Origin of the sequence: Streptomyces sp. NPDC089915, from assembly GCF_040684675.1 — a bacterium.
In the GTDB taxonomy this organism is placed as follows: Bacteria; Actinomycetota; Actinomycetes; order Streptomycetales; family Streptomycetaceae; genus Streptomyces.
In genome coordinates this window covers 1-2,370 of sequence record NZ_JBFBGN010000306.1, presented here as the reverse complement: position 1 = coordinate 2,370, position 2,370 = coordinate 1, and the positions used below count along the sequence as shown (strand labels likewise).

At 73.5% G+C, this 2,370-nt stretch carries 2 protein-coding genes; one reads left to right on the top strand and one right to left on the bottom strand.

The features are described from left to right. Nucleotides 1–288: 288 nt before the first annotated feature. Nucleotides 289–1,218, bottom strand: coding sequence for a Ppx/GppA phosphatase family protein (locus AB0O29_RS35175; protein ID WP_365160312.1), 930 nt, complete (start codon nucleotides 1,216–1,218; stop codon nucleotides 289–291). A gap of 62 nt (nucleotides 1,219–1,280) precedes the next feature. On the opposite strand from AB0O29_RS35175, the gene AB0O29_RS35170 reads away from it, so the two are divergent. Next, a complete protein-coding gene (locus tag AB0O29_RS35170; RefSeq protein WP_365160310.1) occupies nucleotides 1,281–2,081 on the top strand; it encodes a hypothetical protein in 801 nt (266 codons plus the stop codon). The last annotated feature ends 289 nt before the right edge of the window (nucleotides 2,082–2,370 follow it).

Sequence of the window (2,370 nt, the reverse complement as noted above, 5' to 3'; positions counted from 1 at the left end):
GCCGAAGGCCATCGCGAAGCGACGCGACCGAAGGGAGCGCCCTTGACAGGCCGGCCCGAACCGGAAGGACAGTGGGACTGACGGGAAACCCCCAACCCCTCCCTGAGACCGCCCAGGTCAGACCCCGACAGCCCCCAACCCCGCCCGGCCGAATCAGCACCGCCCGGCGGGCGACCGCCCCCACCCCACCGCCCCGCAGACGGGGAGGCGGGTGGGCAACCACCGACCCGCCCCCGACGCCTCGAGGGGGAGATGGCGGGCCCGCACCGCGAGCCCCCGTAAAGCCCCCTACGACGGCAAGTGGTCCAGCCGGCGCAGGATGACGCCCTCGCGCAGGGCCCACGGGCAGATCTCCAGGGTGTCGACCCCGAAGAGGTCCATCGCCGCCTCCGCCACCAGTGCGCCGGCCAGGAGCTGGGAGGCGCGGCCGTCCGAGACGCCCGGGAGGGTGGAACGTTCCGCCGTCGTCATCGTCGTCAGCCGCGGGACCCACTCCTCCAGGGACTTCCGCGTCAGGTCGCGCTGCACGTAGAGCCCGTCCGCCTCGCGGGCCGCGCCGGCGATGCGGGCCAGCTGCTTGAAGGTCTTCGACGTGGCCACCACGTGGTCCGGTGCCCCGAAGCGGCTGAACTCCCCGACCGTCCGGGCGATCTGCGCCCGGACGTGCCGGCGCAGCGCCTTCACGTCCGCCGGGTCCGGCGGGTCGCCCGGCAGCCAGGCGGAGGTGAGGCGTCCGGCGCCCAGCGGCAGGGAGACGGCGGCGTCGGGGTCCTCGTCGATGCCGTACGCGACCTCCAGCGAGCCGCCCCCGATGTCGAGGACCAGCAGCTTGCCCGCCGACCAGCCGAACCAGCGCCGGACCGCGAGGAAGGTCAGCCGGGCCTCGTCCTCACCGCTGAGCACCGGCAGCTCGACGCCCGTCTCGGCCTTGACGCGGGCCAGGACCTCGTCGGCGTTGGGGGCCTCGCGGACGGCGCTGGTCGCGAAGGGCAGGACGTCCTCGCAGCCCTTGTCCTCGGCGGCCTGGACGGCCTCGCCGATGACCGAGACCAGGCGCTCGACGCCCTCCGGGGTGATCGCGCCGCGCTCGTCGAGCAGCTCCGCGAGCCGCAGCTGCTCCTTGTGGGAGTGCGCGGGCAGCGGGCGCGCGCCGGGGTGCGCGTCCACCACCAGCAGATGAACCGTGTTCGAACCCACATCCAGGACACCGAGTCTCATACGGGAAACGCTACTGGGCCGGACGCGGGGCGGTGGAGTAAGGGGCGCTTACGCTTGGCTTTGTGCCAAATACGAAGAAGGCCAGCAAGAACCAGTCGAAGAAGAGCAAGGACAAGGTGGCGGACGAGAAGGGCCTCGACTTCCCCCGGGCCTGGGTGGAGTTCCCCGATCCCGCCGACGAGGAGCAGGTCTTCCGCTGTGACCTGACCTGGCTGACCTCACGCTGGACGTGCATTTTCGGCAGCGGCTGCCAGGGCATCCAGGCCGGCCGGGCCGAGGACGGCTGCTGCACGCTGGGCGCGCACTTCTCCGACGAGGACGACGAGAAGCGGGTCGCCGAGCACGTGGCGCGGCTGACGCCGGAGCTGTGGCAGTTCCACGACGTCGGCAGCGAGAGCGGCTGGACGCAGTTCGACGACGACGGGGAGAAGCAGACCCGTCGCTGGGACGGCGCGTGCATCTTCCTGAACCGGCCCGGTTTCCCGGCCGGAGCGGGCTGTTCGCTGCACATCCTGGCGCTCAAGAGCGGGCAGGAGCCGCTGGAGACGAAGCCGGACGTGTGCTGGCAGCTGCCGATCCGGCGGACGTACGACTGGATCGACCGCCCGGACGACACGCGGGTGCTCCAGGTGTCGATCGGGGAGTACGACCGGCGCGGCTGGGGGCCGGGCGGCCACGACCTGCACTGGTGGTGCACGTCGGCGACCTCGGCGCACGGGGCCGGTGATCCGGTGTACGTGTCGTACCGGCCGGAGCTGACGGAGCTGATGGGCGAGGCGGCGTACGCGGAGCTGGTGAAGCTATGCGAGGCCCGTCTGGCGTCCCTGCTCCCGATGGCCCCGCACCCGGCGGACCCGGCGTAGCAGCGTCCCCCCTCCCCGTCCCCCTCCCCCTCCCCTCAGCCCGCAGGGGTGGCGGGCCCCGGGGAAACCGTTCCTCCTGACCCGCCCGACGGCGCGGGCTCCGTCGGCTGGGTCGGGGTCGGGGTCGGTGTGGGCGTCGGAGTCGGGGTGGGGGTCGGCGTGGGCGTCGGGGTCGGCGTCGGGGTGGGGTCCGGCGTCGGCGTCGGGTCCGGTCCCGGCGGGGTCGGGTCGGTCGGCGGTACGGGCCGGCCCCGGCCCGTGAGGGAGACGACGGCTCCGCCCGGGTCGA

What these genes read in the sequence shown, in the direction of transcription:
- AB0O29_RS35175 (WP_365160312.1), bottom strand. Translation starts at nt 1,218, where the DNA reads ATGAGACTCGGTGTCCTGGATGTGGGTTCGAACACGGTTCATCTGCTG.